Below are 15704 nucleotides of genomic sequence, written 5' to 3' on the forward strand. Positions count from 1 at the left end.
CATGAAAAACTTCTTTAAAACTAATATTCGTTCCATTCGATATTTTACTAATGTGCTTTCCATTGCTTTGGTCGTGATTTCGATCATCGCCGTTGGAATGAGAGGATTGAACTTCGGTTTGGATTTTACCGGTGGCGTTGTATCAGAGGTGCAACTGGCATCAAATACCAGCCAAAATGAACTGAAACAGACACTAGAACCCGTTTTAGGCGATGGCATTACAGTTACCCAGTCAGGAGAAGAAGGGCGCTGGACTATTCGTTATGCTGCAGACCAAGGTGCAGCGAAACACAATGAGTTCAAAGAAACGCTGCTAAAGGCATATCCAGGTTCTACCATTGTCAGTGACAGTATTGTTGGTGCTCAGGTTGGTCAAGACCTTTATGACCAAGGCGGTTTGGCGCTGTTAGTTTGTTTGCTTTGTATCTTAGGCTACTTGAGCTTCCGATTCGAATGGCGTTTGGCTAGTGGCGCATTAGCGGCACTTCTGCATGATGTCATTTTAGTGTTGGGCTTTTTTGCGTTGACTCAGATGGAGTTTAACCTCACGGTTTTCGCTGCGATCTTAGCCATCTTGGGCTACTCGCTCAATGACTCGATTATTATTGCCGACCGTATTCGTGAAATCCTGAAGTTGCGTCCAAATGAGCAAACTGCTGATGTAAGTGACCAAGCAGTTATAGCGACGTTTGCGAGAACAATGGTGACTTCTGGTACTACTCTGATTACCGTTGCTGCACTTTGGTTATTGGGCGGTGATGCATTGCAAGGCTTCGCTACGGCAATGTTTATTGGTATTTTCTCCGGCACTTGGTCATCAATCTCAATGGGTACCGTTATTCCAGAATGGTTGCACTTAGAATCGAAACATTACCAACCGATAGAAATAGATACAGCACCTTAGAAAGTTTTTGTAATTGCATACGAAAAACCGCCAGTATTTGGCGGTTTTTTCTTTGGTTCTCAGTTAAGTTTCTTAACTGAGATACTTACTTTCATCCACCTCATCAATCTGCGTAGGGGCCAGGAATCGCTTCGAGTACGTCATGTATACGCGACTCTTAATAAATAACTGGAATACTTCCATGTCAACGTGCTCTTCCAGAGCCATCTTATGTAAAATATCCAAAGACTCACTGATGGTTTTAGCTTTCTTGTAAGGTCTATCTGCAGCTGTAAGTGCCTCAAAAATATCCGCAACGGCTAAGATACGCTCTGGGATTGACAACTTGTCCCCGGTTAAACGTCTAGGGTAGCCATCTCCTCTCATTGTTTCATGGTGAGTGGTAGCAATTCGTTCCACGTTTTTGAGATCTTCAGGAAAAGGGATACTGCTCAGCATCTTGATACCAGCAATCATATGCTCGTTAATTTTAAAGCGCTCTTCTTGCGTCAATGTTCCTCTTGAAATGGAGAGATTATAGATCTCGCCAAGGTTATATAGGTGTTCAGGAACGTTCATATTGATGCCTAGCTGTTCATCTAGCTCGTAGTCTGCAGAGCGAGTGATGATATGCTCTGGTCTATCGCTAAGTAGTGGCTCGCAAGCAGGCGACCTCGTTTCTGCAGATAGACGTTGTTCTTCTAACGGTGACAAACCAAGGTAACGGTCAAAGTGGCTGGTCCAGGTTTGTTTGCCTATTTCGACAATGCGAACTTTGTCTTGCTCATTAATAAACTCGTTTCCAACATTTAATTGTGCAATGAAGCTAAACTGCTCTAGGAGTTCTTCTTGACGTTGTTTTAGGTTCTGTTTCGCATCAGTGGCCAAGTTTGGCTGCTCTAACTGAATGTTTAGCGCTGTAATTTCAGCATCGCGCCATAACACTTCAAATCGAGTTCGAATTTCATGAATTCGGTTATAGTTAGTTTCCAATTTGGTTCCTTTATCGACCACATACTCTGGTGTGGTGATTTTTCCGCAATCGTGCAACCAAGCAGCAATGCGAAATTCTCTGCGTTTGGCTTCGTTTTCAAACTCAAATGATTCAAAGATGCCGTCGTTCGATTGCTCTGCAGCGTCGCTAAGGAGGAACGCAAGCTCAGGGACTCGTAAACAGTGTGCGCCTGTGTAAGGCGATTTCTCATCGACGGCACGCGCGATAAGCTGAATGATTGCCTCAATAAATGCATCCTGCGAGCGCTGAAATGCATCTAAAGACTGCGACATATCATAGATAGCATGAGATAACTCATTCACCTCCCGCACAGAACTGTTGAACGCCTTCACTTTATTATATTGGCGGTGTTTAATTCGCTTGGTTTGCAGGAGTAATTTCTTAATCGGACTGGACATCGGAGTGCTGATACGCCACACAAGAGGAATCATGATAACGAGTGCCGCTAAGGTCCAGAGAGAGCTATTGATAATGTACTGATAGGCACTACCTAGAAGTTTCTTTTCCGGTATGGTGAGTACGAAATATTCTTGGGGTGTGTCGTTAACTTCAGTGATATAAACAAAGTGCTTTTGTCCCTTCATATCGACAGAGGAGATCTTTTCATGGAAACTTGGATCTTCCAGCATAGATAGCAGCCGATTTGAAGGAATATGGCTAGTGTGGTGTTGGTCGCTATTCAGCCATTTGTCTGCTAACACGGTACGCACTTTCTCCTGATCAAGATAGGTTAGCGCTTGATTAATCAGTTCTATGTACGGCTTAAGCTGCTCATTAGCAATAAAAACGAAGTCAGTTGGAAAAGCTGGATGTTTTTTTAACGACTGAGTCTTCAAGTAATAGTTAATTAGTTTTTCGACTTTACTTTTGATTACAGGTGCAACATCAACAATACCTACAATTTTCTGGGTCTGTACATCTTCAAACGCTTCATCATAAGTATCGTAGGCATAAACGGTAATACTTGGGTAATCTTTTCTCAACTGCTCGACAATAGACCAACCACCAAGGAAGCCGACTGTTCTGCCTTTGAGGTCATCCCACGATGCTATATGTGGTGCGCTTTTATGCGTAGCAATGGCGTACTCAAGAGAATATAGGATGTCACTTTCGATACTGTGGTCAGAGACATTACTATCACTAGCAATAGATTGCAGAATATCAATTTTGCCCAGACGAAAGTCGTTAACGAGTTCCTGCCAACTTCGACCATTGATGTACTCAAACTGTAGTCCGGTGGCATCAGAGATTAGCGTGAATAAGTCGATGGCAAGTCCGTCCGGATTGCCAACCACAGTAAAATCGATAGGCTCCCAATCTAATTGATTTGATACTTTGAGCACCGGTGAGTTGATAACAAGATCAAGCTGTGTATTTGTTAGTGGCATTTTATCGATGAAGGGCTGGCTATTTGCCGTGTCTAATATAGTATTGGTGCCAATAATCCGACCCTCACCATCCGTTATGTAAGCATCTGCTCCCTCCAGCGCGACATTATCAGACAAGCTATCTTCAAAGTGTTCATTTAGTGAAGCGAGAGCAATATCGACGCCAATGACAGCGTTGAGGCTCGGTATCTTACGAGAAAATGTCTGGCCAGTGACTCGTAGGTTGTGAAAGAGATAAGGTGTGGTTTTATAGACCTCTTCTTCAGAGGCTCGTGTGTACCATCCCCTTTGTGTTGGGTAAAAAATACTGACTTCTTCTTGCTCTCTACTGAGTTCAAAATTATCGAAGTAGAATCGTGTGCGCTTGACCCGCTTTCCGTCGATATCATTGGAATGTTCGATAACCATCCAAGATTCGCCTTCAAGTAGGTTCAATTTATCGGAGATGTATTTAGGTTTCAGGTTGATGAGTTGAAGAAAGTCATCATTATCAAATCCGATATAAATGCTATGGATAAATGGGTTACCGAGAAATGTGGCTCCAAACAGCTCAATTAGTTCCGAAGGACTCTTTTCGCTTAACTGGGTACTCAGTAGGTATCCCAGTTGAACCGCAGACTGCTCTCCGACTTGATCGATCTGTTCCAATCGCTGTGAGACCAATGACGAAATCAACTGATAGTTCGCTAAGGCATGGTTGACTTCGCGTTCTTTAGTCAGTGAATAAATGACGGTAGCCGAAATTAAGGCTGTAGCTGTGATAGCGAGAGTAAACAGTAACGCTACAACACGGCGTATGGAGAGTTTGCTAGATGTTTTGTTTTTCTTGGACATGACCACTGACACTTTCTACAACAGAGGGATAGCGTGAGCTTTAATAAGCTGATTCTACTCTATTTGTTTCATTTTATTGGAGTAAATTAACTATAGTAGAAATCATGTGGTTAAGAGGGGAAAAATAAAAAGCCCCGCATGAGCGGGGCTAAAAGCTTTATTGCTGTTTGTCTTTACCGAGAGACAGCAACCATATCGAAACGGCTGCGACTCCAACGAATCCCGACAAAATGATGACTGGCATTGCAGCATAACCTAGTACGTGCCAAATCACCGATTCTAATGTACTCATTCAGTGCTCCTTATTGCCAGCCTTCTACACCTTTCATATCAGGCAGTTTGTGTGCGATACCTTTGTGGCAATCAACACAAGTTTTATCGCCAGACGCTAATGCAGTAGAGTGCTGCTGCACGCTTCGTGGGCCTTGCTCGGAAAAGTCCATGTAATCAAATTCATGACAGTTACGACACTCAAGGGAGTCATTAGCTTTGAGTCGAGCCCATTCTCGTTCAGCTAGGTGTCCACGTCGTGCTTGGAACTTCTCAGGAGTATCGATGGTTTTCAACACATAATGTGCAAACAACTCTTTCGAAGCTTGAACCTTACGAACAATTTTGTCTGTCCAGTTGTGAGGAACGTGACAGTCAGAGCAGATTGCACGAACACCAGAGCGGTTCGAATAGTGAATTGTCTCTTGGATTTCAGCAACAATTGGTGCGTGACATCCAGAACAGAATTCTTCAGTATTCGTTGCTTCCATACCCGTGTTGAAAGCACCCCAAAATAGCAGACCGCCGGCGAAACCAAGGAATAGCACAACACCAGCTGCTGCTTTACTTGGTGACTTTAAACGAGTCCAAAACGCTTTAAGAAATTTCATATATAGCCTCTCTTAATACTTCGTGGCTATTCAGTACGCAATGAATCTACGCGCTCAAACTCGTTACCTACTAGCGGTTGTGCATCAACCTGAGGAACGTGGCACTGCAAGCAGAAATAACGACGAGGGGAAACGTCCGCTAAAACAGCATCTTCACGGTTCATATAGTGAGTTACGCTGATTTTAGTCGCACCTGCTTCTTTCGCGTTTTTCCAGCTATGGCAAGCCAAGCATTTGTTTGCGTTAAGCGATACTTCATAGTTGCGAATTTGATGAGGGATCAGTGGAGGCTGATACACGTAATCACTCTCAATCACTTGGTCTTTAGGAATATGTTTGAAGTCATCCGCTGGGCGTGTGTCTTCAAGGTTACTACTACCACGAAGTGAATCTAGACCACCAGTTCCACCCGGATTATTCAATTCTGCTTGCGCAACACCTGCAATCAGTGCACCAACAGAGAGAATAGCGACAATCAGTTTTTTCATTTTGTTATCTCCGCCTTAAGGCTAATTCTTCGGTGACCACTTCTATTGAAGCAGCCACGTTTCAATATTGTCTCTGTTAAGCCACTTTCGTGATCTTCACAGGGCACTTCTTGAAGTCTGTCTGTTTAGACAGAGGGTCAGTCGCATCAAGAATCAACTTGTTGATTAGGATACGAGCATCGAAGAATGGTACGAATACCAAACCTTTTGGCGGACGGTTACGGCCACGAGTCTCAACACGTACACGTACTTCACCACGTTTATTAGCCATCACTACTTCATCACCACGGCGAAGGCCACGAGACTTAGCATCTTCAGGGTGGATATAACACACTGCATCTGGCACGGCTTTGTACAGTTCAGGTACACGGCGAGTCATAGTACCTGTATGCCAGTGCTCAAGAACACGGCCAGTACATAGCCATAGGTCGAATTCTTCATCTGGCACTTCTGGTGGCGCTTCATACGGTGCTGAAATAATCAGAGCTTTACCGTCTGGTTTACCATAGAAGTCCCAACCAGAACCTGCTTTCGCATATGGATCTGAGCCTTCTTTGTAACGCCACAATGTTTCTTTGCCATCAACAACCGGCCAACGTAGACCACGAACTTGATGATAAACATCGTATGGAGCCAAATCGTGACCATGACCACGACCAAATGCCGCGTACTCTTCGAACAGGCCTTTTTGAACGTAGTAGCCGAAGTGGTGAGCATCATCGTTAAGCTCACGAGCTTCTTCGATAGGGTACTTATCAACTTGGCCGTTCTTGAACAGCATGTCGTACATGGTTTTACCGCGGTACTCTGGCGCTTTCGCGAGTAACTCTTCTGGCCAAACTTCTTCCATCTTGAAGCGTTTCGAGAACTCCATTACCTGCCATAGGTCAGACTTAGCTTCTCCAACCGTCTCAACTTGTTGATACCAAGCTTGAGTGCGACGCTCTGCGTTTCCGTAAGCGCCTTCTTTTTCGATCCACATTGCGGTAGGAAGAATCAAATCAGCCGCTTGTGCAGTCGCTGTAGGATAAGGGTCAGAACAAACAATGAAGTTTTCAGGGTTACGGTAACCAGGAAGACGTTCTTCGTTAATATTCGGACCTGCTTGCAGGTTGTTGTTACATTGAATCCAATAGCAGTTCAATACGCCATCGTGTAGCATTCGATCTTGCAACACTGCATGGAAGCCTGGTTTTGGTGGAATAGTCCCTTCTGGAAGCTTCCACTCTTTCTCAGCAATCGCACGGTGCTTAGGATTTGCTACAACCATGTCTGCTGGTAGACGGTGCGCAAAGGTACCAACTTCACGGGCTGTACCACATGCTGATGGCTGGCCTGTTAGTGAGAATGGGCTGTTACCCGGAGTTGCGATCTTACCGGTTAGTAGGTGGATGTTATAAACTAGACCGTTCATCCATACACCACGAGTATGTTGGTTCATACCCATAGTCCAAAGAGACATAACCTTAACGTTTGGATCAGCATATTGCTTAGCAAGCTCAATCAACTTCTCTGGTTCAACACCAGATATTTCAGAAGCTTTTTCTACAGTGTAAGGTGCGACAGAGGCTTTGTATTGTTCAAACGTAATGTCTGACATTTTGCCTGAGTTCGGGTGAGCCGCTGCTTTTTGCAGTGGATCATCGTCACGCAGACCGTAACCGATATCAGTTTCAGCTTGCTTGAAGTTGGTGTGCTTGTTAACAAAATCCCAGTTCACTGCATCGTTTTGAATGATGTAGTTCGCGATAAAGTTTGCAATAGCAAGGTCAGACTGAGGGTTGAAAATGTAACCGTGGTCAGCAAGCTCAAACGAACGATGGTAGTACGTAGAAAGTACGTTTACACGAACATGTGGGTGGCTTAAGCGACGGTCAGTGATACGAGTCCAAAGAACTGGGTGCATTTCTGCCATGTTCGAACCCCAAAGTACGAACGCGTCCGCATTTTCGAAGTCGTCGTAACAACCCATTGGCTCATCGATACCAAAAGCACGCATGAAACCAACTACCGCTGACGCCATACAGTGACGTGCGTTAGGGTCAATGTTGTTTGAACGGAAGCCCGCTTTCATCATCTTAGCTGCAGCATAACCTTCCATAACGGTCCATTGGCCTGAGCCAAACATACCGATACTTGTTGGGCCTTTCGCTTTTAGTGAAGCTTTCCACTTCTCAGCCATAATATCGAACGCTTGGTCCCAAGAAATTGGAGTGAAGTCGCCGTCTTTATCAAATTTGCCATCTTTCATACGAAGTAGTGGCTGAGTTAGACGGTCATTTCCGTACATAATCTTAGAGAGGAAGTAACCCTTGATACAGTTTAGACCCTTGTTTACTGGCGCCTCTGGGTCACCTTGGGTTGCAACAACTTTACCGTTTTGCGTCCCTACCAGTACAGAACAGCCTGTACCACAGAAACGACAAGGAGCTTTATCCCAGGTAATTTTTGTTTGGTCGGAGCTAGCAATCAGGTTGGTAGCCGATGCAGGAAGGGTAATACCCGCTACCGCTGCCGCTGATGCCGCTGCGTTTGCTTTCACAAACGCACGTCTTGTCATTTTCATACTTCACCCTCTAATTGGGAATGGTTACTTCCAGTGTTATTTTCATCGTCATCTAACCCGTGCTCGATTTGGTGATAAACCAAGGCCGCGTTAAGGACATTCGGTAGGTTGTTGATAGCGTCAATTGTGTCGGTGACGAAACCCTGATTCTCGGTTTCCAGAACAACAATAATCTTGCCGTCCTCGCTGTCTCCGTAGATCTCCGCGTTATCGAATTGTTCGATTTGCGCTTTGATTTCTGCAAGGTGCTCAGCCTTGCAATGTACTACCAAACTAGAAATGTGCACTTCGTTTAGTGACATAAATCTTTTTCTCTTGTTTTATTTTAATTTTGCTTCGAACTAGACATTACTCACCGAGATAGAAGAACTCGGACATACAGAAACACATGCTCCACATCCGTTACAGTCCCCTAACTCTAATTGGGGTAAAGCGACACCGCCCACTCTTAACTTGAAAGTGATAGCCATAGTTTCACAACTATCACCACAACTACGGCACTCGATGTTGTTTTGCGCTAAACACTGAGTGTCGATCTCTGCTTTTGCGTTCCAAGGTGTGGCGTCCCTATCATTAAATATAGGCTCTGGACAGATTTCTGCACACTTGTAACAAAACGTACATTCATCAATTGAGAAGTTGACCGCAGGATAGCCACCATCACCGCTCTTGATAATTTGCGTTTCACACACGTTAATGCATTTACCACAACGAGTGCATTGGTCAGTGAACGTTGCTAAATCCTTTACCCAAGGGAGCCTAGCTTGCTTAGTATTGATCTGCTTTCTTGTGAAAAAGCGACGCTTGGAAATATCAACCATTCATCTCACCAATAAAAACTGTCTACAAAAAGTCTAGTTCAAAAAATCTGTTAACAATCTTTAATTTACATTCATATAAATTGTAAGTTTGGACATAATTGGATAAATACCTCTTAGGGGTTAAATAGGGGCCATCCTTGTTTTGGATCAATAAATTACCGACAATAGATAGCGATAGTGTGAGTCCGGTTTTCGGTACTTATGAATAGATTGAAACAAGTGAAGTGAGATTAGTGAGTCATGAAGAAGCCGAATAAATCTGTAACCGGCACAATAGCGAAAGCAATGATACTCATCTTGTTGCTTTCCTTAGCAACAACGAACTTTGCTATTTTGACGTTAGCATCTAGTTTAAACGATGCTGAGGCCGTCAACGTTTCCGGTTCGATGCGAATGCAGAGTTATCGATTAGCCTATGATATGCAATCAGATTCGCCACTCTATTATTTACATGTCGAGCAGTTTGAGCGTTCCCTTTATTCTCCTTCAATGAAAGCCCTGCAGTCATGGGATGTACCTGAGAAAATCACGCAGGATTATTACAATCTCATTATCCGTTGGCATGAACTCAAATCTGTACTGTCCAGTGATGATAGAGAACAGTATCTATTGCTAGTCGCTGATTTTGTGGACCGTATAGACTTATTTGTATTGGAGCTTCAAGAGCATTCCGAAAACAAGTTAATCCGTTTGGCATGGGCTGGCGGAGTTGGTTTGGGCGGAATTCTACTGGTGGCCGTGTATGTCGTACTGTTTGTAAGAAAGCAAATTGTTCGACCTTTGGGGCAGCTAATTTCTGCCAGTGAACAGATTCAAAACCGTTCGTTTGATGTTGAGGTTGATGTTCGTTCTGACAATGAACTCGGGATCTTAGGTAACGCATTTAGAAATATGGCCAAAGATCTTGGCAAGTTATATCGTGGATTAGAACAAGCGGTAAATGAAAAAACCCATAAGCTTCAACATGCACACCAATCACTGCAAGTGCTTTATCAATCGTCACAAGAACTAACAGCAACACGAATTTCCCATGAGAACTTCCGAGCCATATTAACTTATATCTACAGTGTTGAAGGTATTTCAGCGGTAGAAATAAAAGTTTCTGAGGTGGAAGGTAATCCTTGGATTGCTACGGAAGGTACTTTCAATGGGAAAGCGGAAAGGGTAAGGCCATTGCACTTGGATGGTGAAGAACTGGGCCAACTCAGATATCAAGTAGGCTTGCCTTGTCCAGATGAAAAATTAATAGATAACTTCGTTCAAATTTTATCGCGAGCGATATACTACAACAAAGCTCAACGTCAAACCGAACAGATTATATTAATGGAAGAGCGGGCGACGATTGCCAGAGAGCTTCACGATTCACTCGCTCAGTCACTGTCTTACTTAAAAATTCAGGTTACACTACTAAACCGTTCTATTTCTAAGGAATTAACTGACTCGTCATCAAGTCGCTCTCAACTAGTGTTGAATGACATACGTGAGGGATTGGATAACGCCTACGTTCAGTTGCGAGAATTGCTGACGACTTTCCGACTATCGATTAAAGAAGGGACGTTTGGTGAAGCAATTACTGAGATGCTTCATCAATTGGATGAACAAACTGAGGCTGAGATAGAACTCGATAATCAAATGTCGTCTTTGGAGTTAGGAGCAAACGAACAAGTCCATATCTTACAACTTATTCGTGAGGCCGTACTTAATGCGATGAAGCACGCACAGGCCTCATTTATAAAAGTGACTTGTTTCGAAGATGAAAATGCCCTTGTTACTGTTAAAATAAAAGACGATGGTGTAGGGTTCGACCAAAATATACAGAAATTAGACCATTATGGTATGAGCATTATGAAAGAGCGTGCAGCTCGACTTAATGCAGAACTTGCTATAAATTCCGCCGAAAACGATGGTTGTGAGGTGGTATTAACGTTTCAAAGAAGTAAGGAGCCACTAAGTGAGCGAATGTAAAGTCATGTTAGTCGACGACCACCCTTTAATGAGGCGTGGTATTGGACAGTTACTCAGCTTTGAAGACGATTTTGGGATTGTTGCGGAAGCCAGCAATGGCTCGGATGCAATTGCGTTGGCAAAAGAACATGAACCGGACTTGATCTTACTCGATCTTAATATGAAGGGTATGTCAGGTTTGGATACGCTCAAAGCACTAAGAGAAGATGACTTTCAGGGACACATTGTCATTCTTACCGTCTCTGATATTCCAGCGGATATCGATGCCTTAGTAAAAGCAGGTGCTGATGGGTATCTACTTAAAGATACCGAGCCAGATGAAATCATTGAACTGCTTCGTGGGCTGACATCAGGCAATAAAGCTTTCAGTTCTGCCATCGAGAAGTACCTTGAAGAGAGAGCCAATACCAGTGATGTTTTCGCGACACTGACTGAGCGTGAAATGCAGATTCTTCAAGAGGTAGCGAAAGGGTTTAGAAACAAGCAAATTGCCGACCGACTGTTCATTTCTGAGTCAACGGTTAAAGTGCACATGAAGAGTTTGCTGAGAAAGTTGCAAGTTCCTTCAAGAACTGCAGCCACCATTCTTTACTTAGAGCGCTTTGGTGAAATTAAGTAGTCATGGCGTAGCTAAATTCTTGGTTGTAATGATAAAAAGGTCTAGCTCAAGCTAGACCTTTTTCGTGAAAACTAAAGAGTTTCACCGTTAGATTCAATGACTTTTTGATACCAGTAGAAGCTGTCTTTTTTGTAGCGTTTCAGTTCTTTTTCGCTTTCTTCATCACGGTCAACATACACGAACCCATAACGCTTCGCATAGCCGTTTAACCAACTGAACAAGTCCTGATAAGACCAAGTACAGTAGCCAATAACTTCACAACCATCGTCAATCGCATCTCCAATTGCTTCTACGTGCGCTTTTAGAAAGTCAATGCGGTAGTCATCATGAACTTTGCCATCTTCCGTTAGTGTGTCATAAGCACCAAGGCCGTTTTCGCTAATAAGAATTGGAAGGTTATAGCGTGATGTAATGCGGCGAAGGGCGACGCGCAGTCCCTCAGGATCAATGGCCCAGTTCCAATCAGTCATTTTTAGATGTTCGTTATCAGCGCGTACGTAGTATTTGTCTGTTGGGATAGCCGCAACATCGGAAACCACAGAGACTTGAGCAGCATTACCTGTTTGAGCGGTCTCAGCCTTATTTTCTGGAGCTACAAACGTAGCGGACTGATAGTAGTTTAGTCCCATGAAGTCGCAGATACCGGCTTTTAGCAGCTCTTTGTCACCATCTTGAAAGTCGATATGAATACCAAGTCGTTCTAGAAGCTTTAGGCCAATCTTTGGATATGCGCCTTTTGCGTAGACATCCATCCAAAGCAAATCTTGGATTTCTTGTGCGTTTTCAGCCGCGATAACATCTTCTGGAGAAGCAGTTTTAGAGTAGGTCGGACTATAAGCGAAGCTCGCTCCGATCTGACCCGGCAGGCCCATTTCCTTAAATCGTTTTACCGCATTAGCATTTGCAAGACTTGCAATGTGGTTAGCATTAATAAAACGCTGATAATCGGAAACCTTTGGCGGATGGATTTTTTGAACATAGCCAAGACTAGTAAAGATGTTTTGCTCGTTCATACAAACCCAGTACGGTACTTTTTCACCGTACTCGGTAAACAGGACTTCACAATATTTGGTAAAGTCAGCCAGAATCTTACGGCTTTCCCAACCTTGGTATTCATCTTGTAGGGCTTGAGGAAGATCCCAGTGGTAGATTGTTAGGATCGGTGTGATACCACATTCGATAAGTTTATTAATAACGTTGTGATAGAACTCGATGCCTTTAGGATTAATAGTACGGCCATCAGGCATGATGCGAGTCCAAGCGACTGAAAAGCGATAAGCTTTTAAACCCATTTCGCGCATCAACTCAATATCTTCTTCGTACTTATGGTAGAAGTCGATCGCTACTTCCCCCGTGGTGTCTTTGAATGTGTTGCCAGGTACACGAGAGTAGACGTCCCAAATGGAGTCACCTTTACCGTCTAAGTTAGCTGCGCCTTCAATCTGATACGCCGCAGACGCACTGCCCCATAGGAAATTCTCTTGAAATGCCATGATTACTCCAGTTTTAAATACTAATCTCTTTAAAGTGATATTATTAAAACCATATGGTTTTACAAATATATATGCTCAATATAGTGATTTTGATCACTTTTATTGGCGATTTATGATGAAGTTTAGACTAAATTAAATATGGTTTTGTATCGTTGCTTGTTTCTTGATACAGAAGGAAGTACCCTTGGGGCAAAGAGTAAAGGCAGGTTATTTGCCGATGTATATTGGATAGCATAGGCATTGAAAAATGATTAAATATCAGGGCATTTATAGTGAAATGAAGACACGTATTCTTTCTGGAGAGTACTCGTCGGAGGAAAAGCTCCCAGATGGCAGATCGTTGGCCGCGGAGTTTGAATGCAGTGAAATAACCATCAAAAAAGCCATGGACTTCCTAGTGAAAGAAGGGCTGGTAGTACGTAAGCGCGGAGCTGGCTCATTCGTTAAACAAAAGCCTGATGCTGTATCTGACTCTCACTTACTTGGAACCAAAAAACGAGCCCAAGATAAAGGTAAAACTGTTCACACTCGCGTTATTAAATTCAGTTCCGTGCCCGCAAACGCGTTGATAGCGGAAAAACTAAAATGCAACGTTGACGATCCAGTTTATGACATAACGCGAATCAGAGTATTAGATGGCGTGCCATCAATCGTTGAGTATATCTATCTGTCAGCAAAAATTGTCCCTAGCTTAGCTATCGAACATGTCAAAGACTCGATATATGGCTACATATCTGACAAACTGAAGCTTACTATTCATAGCGCTAATTTACGCATCACGATTGTCAACGCTAACGTCGAAGAGGCGGACTACCTCAGTGTTCCTATAGGGGAACATCTAGTGAATGTGGCCCAAAATGCCTATCTAGATAACGGACAAATCTTCGAATATTCAGTGGCTAGGCACATTTGCGATAGTTATGAGTTCTCTACGACATATGTAAAGAGTGATACTCAGCTCTAACGTTTCCAACGTGATGCTCTGTCGATTCTTTGGACGTATCTTATCGTTGGTTTTTTGACCTATGCTTATCGTTACCCCTTCATAGAAAGTGTGGATAACAAGGATAAGCATTATGAGCAAACCAATAATTGCCGATAACAAGCCGATAAAGGTTGAGCTAGAAGGTGGACAAGAGCATTACTTTTGCACTTGTGGACGTTCAAAAAACCAACCTTACTGCGACGGTTCACATGCAGGAACGGAGTTCAAACCACAAAGCTTCAGTGCTGATAAATCGGGCGATGCGTATTTGTGTCGTTGCAAGCACTCAGCAAACCTTCCATATTGCGATGGCTCCCACAAACAGTTCAGTGATGAGCAAGTTGGTCAAGAAGGGCCTGGTGTGAGCCAAAAGGCGAGTGATGGGCCCGTTGCGGTTAAAACGAAAGAAGAACCAACAGTCGAACTCATACATCAACTTGCCCGTGAAGGGCTGTCTAAGCTTGGACATCATGGCCCAATGACGTCAATGGGCGTGCCTAGGCATTTGTTACCCCACTGGGATGACATACAAGTTATGGTTGCTCAAATGGCTACGAAACCTCTACTTGAAGACGTTGCCGTTGGGACTGAATTGGTCATTGGACCTAAGGCCAAGAAGCCGCTGAAGCTTAACATTCCTTTATTTGTTTCGGACATGAGTTTTGGTGCTCTGTCAGAAGAAGCAAAGGTATCATTAGCAACGGGGGCGGAGTTAGCCGGTACAGGTATTTGTTCGGGTGAAGGGGGGATGCTGCCAGAGGAGCAAGCGGCAAACTCGCGTTATTTCTATGAGTTGGCGAGCGCAGGATTTGGCTACGATGAAAGTAAACTCAAATCGGTGCAAGCGTTTCATTTCAAAGGCGGACAAGGGGCGAAAACTGGCACCGGAGGCCATCTTCCCGGTAACAAGAATATCGGCAAAATTTCTCAAGTTAGAGGTATTCCTGAAGGAGAACCCGCTATCTCTCCTCCGACATTTAAAGATCTGAATACGGCTGAAGACTTCAGACGATTCGCTGACAGAGTGAGAGAAGTTACGGGAGGTATTCCTATTGGGTTTAAATTGAGTGCAAACCATATTGAAGAGGACATTCAGTTTGCGCTTGATGCCAGTGCGGATTACATCATTCTCGACGGTCGAGGTGGGGGGACGGGGGCGGCTCCGGAAATGTTCCGGGATCATATCAGTGTGCCAACTATTCCAGCCCTAGCCAGAGCGCGGCGTTATCTGGATCAGCAAGGTGCGAGTGGCAGGGTTACGCTGATTATCACTGGTGGTCTTCGTGTACCGATGGATTTCGTTAAAGCACTCGCATTAGGTGCTGATGGGGTCGCGATATCAAATAGTGCAATGCAATCTATCGGTTGTGTCGCTGCGAGAATGTGTAACACCAATAATTGCCCTGCGGGCATCGCGACGCAAAAAGCCGATTTGAGGCAACGACTCAATGTTGAAAAAGCATCCCATCAATTAAAAAACTTCTTTGAGGCGTCGGTGGAACTCATGCAAGTGATGGCGAGAGCCTGTGGTCATGATGATTTGAGTAAGTTCAACAAACACGACCTTGCTACTTGGAATCATAATATGGCACGGCTTTCCGGCATTGCCTATGCTGGATATGAAGAAGGTTCAACCTAGTATCTAACGCCTTATTATTCAGCTGGACGAACTCACCATTTGTCCAGTTGAGTACCACATAGATCGCATACTTATAATTTTACTGTATATAAAAACAGTATCCATGCTAATCTTATACTGTCCAAGA

Annotated in this window: 13 protein-coding genes; 5 read left to right on the plus strand and 8 right to left on the minus strand. The window is 43.8% G+C overall.

The features are described from left to right. Window position 1 precedes the first annotated feature (1 nt). Window positions 2-904, plus strand: coding sequence for a protein translocase subunit SecF (gene secF / locus L2W36_RS17235; protein ID WP_006069393.1), 903 nt, complete (start codon window positions 2-4; stop codon window positions 902-904). Between the two features lie 72 nt (window positions 905-976). Here the strand turns inward: secF and L2W36_RS17240 are convergent, their stop codons facing one another. From L2W36_RS17240 to napF, 7 genes are all read right to left on the minus strand, one after another. Further along, window positions 977-4120, minus strand: a complete 3144-nt coding sequence (locus tag L2W36_RS17240; protein ID WP_236110760.1) for an HD domain-containing phosphohydrolase — start codon at window positions 4118-4120, stop codon at window positions 977-979. A gap of 157 nt (window positions 4121-4277) precedes the next feature. Next, on the minus strand, window positions 4278-4412 hold the full coding sequence (locus tag L2W36_RS17245; protein WP_006069395.1) for a TIGR02808 family protein: 135 nt from the start codon (window positions 4410-4412) through the stop codon (window positions 4278-4280). 10 nt (window positions 4413-4422) lie between these two features. After that, complete coding sequence (locus tag L2W36_RS17250; RefSeq protein WP_006069396.1) at window positions 4423-5001, minus strand: NapC/NirT family cytochrome c; 579 nt, start codon at window positions 4999-5001, stop codon at window positions 4423-4425. 26 nt (window positions 5002-5027) lie between these two features. After that, window positions 5028-5489 (minus strand): nitrate reductase cytochrome c-type subunit, encoded by a 462-nt coding sequence (locus tag L2W36_RS17255; protein WP_006069397.1) that lies wholly within the window; start codon window positions 5487-5489, stop codon window positions 5028-5030. A 76-nt stretch (window positions 5490-5565) separates the two neighbouring features. Beyond that, the gene (gene napA, locus L2W36_RS17260) at window positions 5566-8055 is read right to left on the minus strand and encodes a periplasmic nitrate reductase subunit alpha (RefSeq protein WP_062462048.1); all 2490 of its coding nucleotides are present in this window, start codon (window positions 8053-8055) and stop codon (window positions 5566-5568) included. Continuing rightward, window positions 8052-8357: a chaperone NapD gene (locus L2W36_RS17265; RefSeq protein ID WP_006069399.1), complete on the minus strand. Its 306-nt coding sequence runs from the start codon at window positions 8355-8357 to the stop codon at window positions 8052-8054. The genes napA and L2W36_RS17265 overlap by 4 nt, the downstream gene beginning before the upstream one ends. Window positions 8358-8396: 39 nt before the next feature. After that, on the minus strand, window positions 8397-8876 hold the full coding sequence (gene napF / locus L2W36_RS17270; protein WP_124941315.1) for a ferredoxin-type protein NapF: 480 nt from the start codon (window positions 8874-8876) through the stop codon (window positions 8397-8399). 240 nt (window positions 8877-9116) lie between these two features. Here napF and narQ point away from each other — a divergent pair, with 240 nt between their 5' ends. Beyond that, window positions 9117-10841, plus strand: a complete 1725-nt coding sequence (gene narQ, locus L2W36_RS17275; RefSeq protein WP_006069401.1) for a nitrate/nitrite two-component system sensor histidine kinase NarQ — start codon at window positions 9117-9119, stop codon at window positions 10839-10841. After that, a complete protein-coding gene (locus L2W36_RS17280; RefSeq protein ID WP_006069402.1) occupies window positions 10828-11460 on the plus strand; it encodes a response regulator in 633 nt (210 codons plus the stop codon). The genes narQ and L2W36_RS17280 overlap by 14 nt, the downstream gene beginning before the upstream one ends. Before the next feature lie 71 nt (window positions 11461-11531). On the opposite strand, the gene L2W36_RS17285 is transcribed toward L2W36_RS17280, so the two are convergent. Further along, entirely contained in the window at window positions 11532-12953 is a 1422-nt protein-coding gene (locus tag L2W36_RS17285) for a glycoside hydrolase family 1 protein (RefSeq protein WP_038227121.1), read from the minus strand. Between the two features lie 247 nt (window positions 12954-13200). Here L2W36_RS17285 and L2W36_RS17290 point away from each other — a divergent pair, with 247 nt between their 5' ends. Beyond that, the gene (locus L2W36_RS17290) at window positions 13201-13917 is read left to right on the plus strand and encodes a GntR family transcriptional regulator (protein WP_236110761.1); all 717 of its coding nucleotides are present in this window, start codon (window positions 13201-13203) and stop codon (window positions 13915-13917) included. Between the two features lie 112 nt (window positions 13918-14029). Further along, window positions 14030-15577 carry a glutamate synthase-related protein gene (locus tag L2W36_RS17295; RefSeq protein ID WP_031493132.1) on the plus strand — a complete coding sequence of 516 codons (1548 nt, stop codon included), beginning with the start codon at window positions 14030-14032 and terminating at the stop codon, window positions 15575-15577. Window positions 15578-15704 lie beyond the last annotated feature (127 nt).

The sequence above is a fragment of the Vibrio sp. McD22-P3 genome (assembly GCF_021568915.1).
GTDB classification, from domain to species: Bacteria; Pseudomonadota; Gammaproteobacteria; order Enterobacterales; family Vibrionaceae; genus Vibrio; species Vibrio mediterranei.

Excerpts from the sequence above, each read along its gene's own strand:
- secF (WP_006069393.1), top strand. The coding sequence starts at position 2 with ATGAAAAACTTCTTTAAAACTAATATTCGTTCCATTCGATATTTTACT.
- L2W36_RS17240 (WP_236110760.1), bottom strand. The coding sequence starts at position 4,120 with ATGTCCAAGAAAAACAAAACATCTAGCAAACTCTCCATACGCCGTGTT.
- L2W36_RS17245 (WP_006069395.1), bottom strand. The coding sequence starts at position 4,412 with ATGAGTACATTAGAATCGGTGATTTGGCACGTACTAGGTTATGCTGCA.
- L2W36_RS17250 (WP_006069396.1), bottom strand. The coding sequence starts at position 5,001 with ATGAAATTTCTTAAAGCGTTTTGGACTCGTTTAAAGTCACCAAGTAAA.
- L2W36_RS17255 (WP_006069397.1), bottom strand. The coding sequence starts at position 5,489 with ATGAAAAAACTGATTGTCGCTATTCTCTCTGTTGGTGCACTGATTGCA.
- napA (WP_062462048.1), bottom strand. The coding sequence starts at position 8,055 with ATGAAAATGACAAGACGTGCGTTTGTGAAAGCAAACGCAGCGGCATCA.
- L2W36_RS17265 (WP_006069399.1), bottom strand. The coding sequence starts at position 8,357 with ATGTCACTAAACGAAGTGCACATTTCTAGTTTGGTAGTACATTGCAAG.
- napF (WP_124941315.1), bottom strand. The coding sequence starts at position 8,876 with ATGGTTGATATTTCCAAGCGTCGCTTTTTCACAAGAAAGCAGATCAAT.
- narQ (WP_006069401.1), top strand. The coding sequence starts at position 9,117 with ATGAAGAAGCCGAATAAATCTGTAACCGGCACAATAGCGAAAGCAATG.
- L2W36_RS17285 (WP_038227121.1), bottom strand. The coding sequence starts at position 12,953 with ATGGCATTTCAAGAGAATTTCCTATGGGGCAGTGCGTCTGCGGCGTAT.
- L2W36_RS17290 (WP_236110761.1), top strand. The coding sequence starts at position 13,201 with ATGATTAAATATCAGGGCATTTATAGTGAAATGAAGACACGTATTCTT.
- L2W36_RS17295 (WP_031493132.1), top strand. The coding sequence starts at position 14,030 with ATGAGCAAACCAATAATTGCCGATAACAAGCCGATAAAGGTTGAGCTA.